Here is a 4221-nt window from a genome sequence, read left to right as displayed (position 1 = left end):
CATCGAGGTCGACGGCGGCGAGGTGTCCTTCGCCAGTCCCAGCGACGCGCAGCGGGCCGGCATCGCGATCATCCACCAGGAGTTCACCCTGCTGCCGCACCGCAGCGTCGCCGAGAACGTCTACCTCGGCCGCGAGCCCGTACGGCGGATGCAGGTCGACCGGCGGCGCATGATCGCCGACACCCGCGAACTGCTGGACTGGCTCGGCGAGGACGGGATCGATCCGGCCGACCCCGTCTCGTCGCTGTCGGTCGCCCAGCGGCAGGTCGTGGAGATCGTCAAGGCGCTGTCGACCAACGCCCGGGTGCTCGGCATGGACGAGCCCACCGCCGCGCTCGCCGATCACGAGGTCGAACTGCTCTACGACCTGGTGCGCCGACTGCGCGAGCGGGGCATCGCGATCCTCTACGTCTCACACCGCATGCGCGAGGTGTTCGACCTCTCCGACCGGATCACCGTGCTCAAGGACGGCCAGTTCGTCACCTGCGCCCCGACCAGCGAACTGACCTCGGAGGATCTTGTCCGGCATATGGTGGGCCGCGACCTGGGCGAGTACTACCCGGACCGGGCCGCCCCCGACGACCTCGGGCCGGTCCGCCTCGCGTTGCGCGGCGCCGGCAACACCCGCGTCCGCGACCTGAACCTCGAGGTGCGCGCGGGGGAGATCGTCGGCCTGGCCGGCCTGCAAGGGTCCGGCCGCTCGGCGGTCGCGCGGGCGGTGTTCGGTGTCGAGCCGTTCACCCGCGGCGCGATGGAGGTGGACGGGTCGGCACGGCGGGTGACCCGGCCCCGCACCGCGGTGCGCCTCGGGATCGCGCTGGTCACCGAGGACCGCAAGGGCGACGGGCTGGCCCTCCGCCAATCCGTACGCGACAACACGCTGCTGGTGCGCCGCGCCGCGCTGCGTGGCACGCGCTCCCGCGCCAAGTCCGACGTGCGGGCGCTGCTGGACAAGGTGACCGTGGTCGCCCGCGGCGAGCACCAGGAGGTGCGCTTCCTGTCCGGCGGCAACCAGCAGAAGGTCGTGCTCGCTAAGTGGCTGGCGGTCGAGCCGACGGTGCTGCTGATCGACGAGCCGACCCGCGGCATCGATGTCGGCGCGAAGCGGGCCGTGCACGAGCTGCTCCGCGACCTCGCCAAGCGCGGCGTGGCGGTCCTGATGATCTCCTCGGAGCTGCCCGAACTGATCGGGATGAGCGACCGGATCCTTGTCATGCACGACGGTGCGCTGGCCGGTGAACTCCCCGCCGGCGCGAGCGAGGGGGCCGTGATGGCGCTGGCCACCGGGCACGGGATCGGTGAGGTGGCGTGAGCACACTTCAGGAGAACACCCGACCGACCAAGCAGAAGGCCACCCGGGCGGCGGTGCACCGGCGACTCCACCCGACCGTCATCGTCTACCTCGCCCTCGTCGCCCTGCTGGTCATCGGCAGCGTGCTCGTCGGACTGCGCGGCGAGGTCCTGCTCGACCAGAACGGCATCCTCAACATCCTCACCCGGGCCACCGCGCTCGGCCTGGTGGCGATAGGACAGACGATGGTGATCCTCACCGGATCCCTCGACCTGTCCGTCGCCTACCTGGTCGGTCTCACCTCGCTGATCGCGGCGGAGACGATGGCCGGGCAGGACGGCATGGTCGTGCCCGGCGTGCTGCTCGCCCTCGCCGTGGCCGCCGGCGTCGGTCTGGTCAACGGGCTGGTCATCACCGTCCTCAAGGCCCACGCGTTCATCGCCACGCTCGGCGTGGCGCTGATCCTGCGCGGCTACCTCGAGGACAACTACACCGGGCCGGCCGGCGACGTACCGCGCGGATTCCAGCACCTCGGCTACGACCGGATCGGCCCGGTGCCGATCGCGGCGCTGCTCATGCTGGCCGTCGCCGCACTGGCCTGGTGGTACCTCACCCGGACCCGCCCCGGCTACCACATGTACGCCGTCGGCGGCGACATCGAGGTGGCCCGGCTGTCCGGGGTGCGGACCCGCCGAACCATCGTCACCGCGCACGTGCTGTGCTCGGTCGCCGCCGGCCTCGCCGGGATCTACCTCGCCAGCCGACTCGGGTCCGGCGCCCCGTACGTCGGCACCGACGCCGGCTACGACCTGGAGTCGATCGCCGCCGTCGTGCTCGGCGGGACGCTGCTCGCCGGTGGCCGGGGCGGCATCGCCGGCACCATCGGCGGCGTCCTCATCCTGGCCACCTTGGACACGACCTTCGACGCCCTCGAGGTCGACCCGTTCTTCAAGGACGTGGTGCGCGGAGTCGTACTCGTGACCGCGGTCGCGCTCTACGCCCGGCGCATGACCGCCAACCGCGCCCACGGGAGGTTGACATGACCTGGCGTCCCCGCCTGGCCGAGGGCACCGCACCGGCCCTCGTCTTCCTGCTCCTGCTGCTCATCGGCCTCGCGATCGTCGGCCCGGCCTACAGCGAGCCCGCCGGCTACCTGGCGCTGCTCAAACGTGCCGCGCCGCTGATGATCCTCGCCATCGGGCAGTACCTCGTCATCGTCTCCGGCGGATTCGACCTGTCGGTGGGTGCCCTGGTGACCGCCGGTGTGGTCATCGCGGCACGGCTTATCGACGGTGACGAGTCGGCGGCGGCCTGGGTGATCCCGCTCGTGCTCGGGTTCGGCCTGCTGGTCGGCCTGGTCAACGGGTTGGTCACCACGAAACTGCTGGTGCCGTCGTTCATCGTCACGCTCGGCATGCTGCTCGTGCTCGACGGCGCGACGTTCCTGTGGACCGGCGGTGCCCCCCGCGGCGCCCTGTCCGAAGGGTTCCGGATGTTCGGGCGCGGCGCCGTGGATGTCCCGCTGCTCGGCGAGGTCCCGTGGTCGGTGCTCATCCTGCTGGCGATCCTGGTCGCCGCGGTGCTGTTCATGCGCGGCGGCACCGGTCGGGCCCTGGTGGCGGTCGGCGACAACGAGGCCACCGTACGACTGTCCGGCGGCCAGGTGGACCGGCTCCGGCTGCTCGCCTTCGCCCTGTCCGGGCTGCTCGCCGCGGTCGCCGCGATCCTGCTGGGCGGGTTCGCCGGCGTCTCGGCGCAGGTCGGCAACGGCCTGGAGTTCCGGGCGATCACCGCCGTCGTACTGGGCGGCGTGCTCCTCGGCGGCGGCCGGGGGTCGGTGGTCGCCGCCGCCGCCGGCGCGCTGTCCCTGGAGGCCCTGTTCACGCTGCTGAACCTGCTCGGCGTGAGCGGCGCCCTCAAGTCAGCGGTGCAGGGCGTGATCATCATCGTCGCCGTCGCCTACGCATCACTCGGCGGCGGTGTGCGGCAACGGCTGCGGTTGTGGCCGAAACAGCGGGACCGCGTACGACCGGCGCAACCCGCCTCCTCCTGATGTCCGCGCAGCTAGTAAGGAGATCAACGATAATGACCAAGAGATGGTCCGTGGTGGTCCTGGCGGGCGCGCTCGCGCTCGCCGGTTGCTCCAGCGACCTGCCCGCCGACAACACCCCTGGCGACTCGCCGTCCAGTTCGGAGGCCGCCAAGTCGGAGTTCTTCGACCAGGCCGAATACGACCGCCAGCTGGCGTTCCGCAGCGCCACGCCGGAGGGCCCGGACGGCAAGCCGTGGGAGCAGATGCTCGCCCCGGAGCTGGTCGACACCGCGAAGTTCGCCAAGCCTGGCGGGAACTACACCCTCTGCTTCTCCAACGCCGCGGTGAACAACCCCTGGCGGCAGGTGGGCTACAAGACCATGCAGGAGGAGGTGAAGCTGCACCCGGAGATCAGCACGTTCACCGTGCTGGACGCGGAGGCCAAGGACGACAAGCAGATCAGTGACATCCAGTCGCTGGCGGCCAAGAACTGCTCCGCGATCATCATCTCGCCGAACACCACCGCCACGCTGACGCCGGCGGTCGAGCAGGCGTGCGCGACCGGCGTGCCGGTGATCGTGTTCGACCGGGGCGTCAACACCACCTGTCCGGTCACCTTCATCCACCCCATCGGCGGCTTCGCCTTCGGCGCCGACGGTGCGGAGTTCCTGAAGGAGAAGGTCAAGCCGGGCGGCAAGATCCTCGCCCTGCGCATCCTGCCCGGCGTGGACGTGCTCGAGCAGCGGTGGGCGGCCGCCAACGAGATCTTCGCCGGCAGCGAGCTCGACGTGGCCGGTGTGGAGTTCACCGACGGCGACGCGGCCAAGACCAAGAGCATCGTGTCCGACTACCTCCAGCGCGTGGGTCAGATCGACGGCGTGTGGATGGACGCCGGCGC

Annotated in this window: 4 protein-coding genes; all 4 read left to right on the top strand. The window is 71.0% G+C overall.

The features are described from left to right. Positions 1 to 1312, top strand: a 1312-nt coding sequence (locus AB0M52_RS31420) for a sugar ABC transporter ATP-binding protein (RefSeq protein WP_363961215.1), incomplete at its 5' end; no start/stop codon positions are given. Beyond that, the gene (locus tag AB0M52_RS31415) at positions 1309 to 2334 is read left to right on the top strand and encodes an ABC transporter permease (protein ID WP_363961213.1); all 1026 of its coding nucleotides are present in this window, start codon (positions 1309 to 1311) and stop codon (positions 2332 to 2334) included. The genes AB0M52_RS31420 and AB0M52_RS31415, both read left to right, overlap by 4 nt. After that, entirely contained in the window at positions 2331 to 3344 is a 1014-nt protein-coding gene (locus tag AB0M52_RS31410) for an ABC transporter permease (RefSeq protein WP_363961211.1), read from the top strand. The genes AB0M52_RS31415 and AB0M52_RS31410 overlap by 4 nt, the downstream gene beginning before the upstream one ends. 32 nt (positions 3345 to 3376) lie before the next feature. Then, positions 3377 to 4221: substrate-binding domain-containing protein (locus AB0M52_RS31405; RefSeq protein WP_363961209.1), on the top strand; the 845-nt coding region annotated here is incomplete at its 3' end.

The sequence above is a fragment of the Micromonospora sp. NPDC051296 genome, assembly GCF_040682255.1.
Classification (GTDB): Bacteria; Actinomycetota; Actinomycetes; order Mycobacteriales; family Micromonosporaceae; genus Micromonospora; species Micromonospora craterilacus.
Note: the sequence above shows the minus strand (reverse complement) of the source record. Positions and strands in the feature narration are given on the sequence as shown.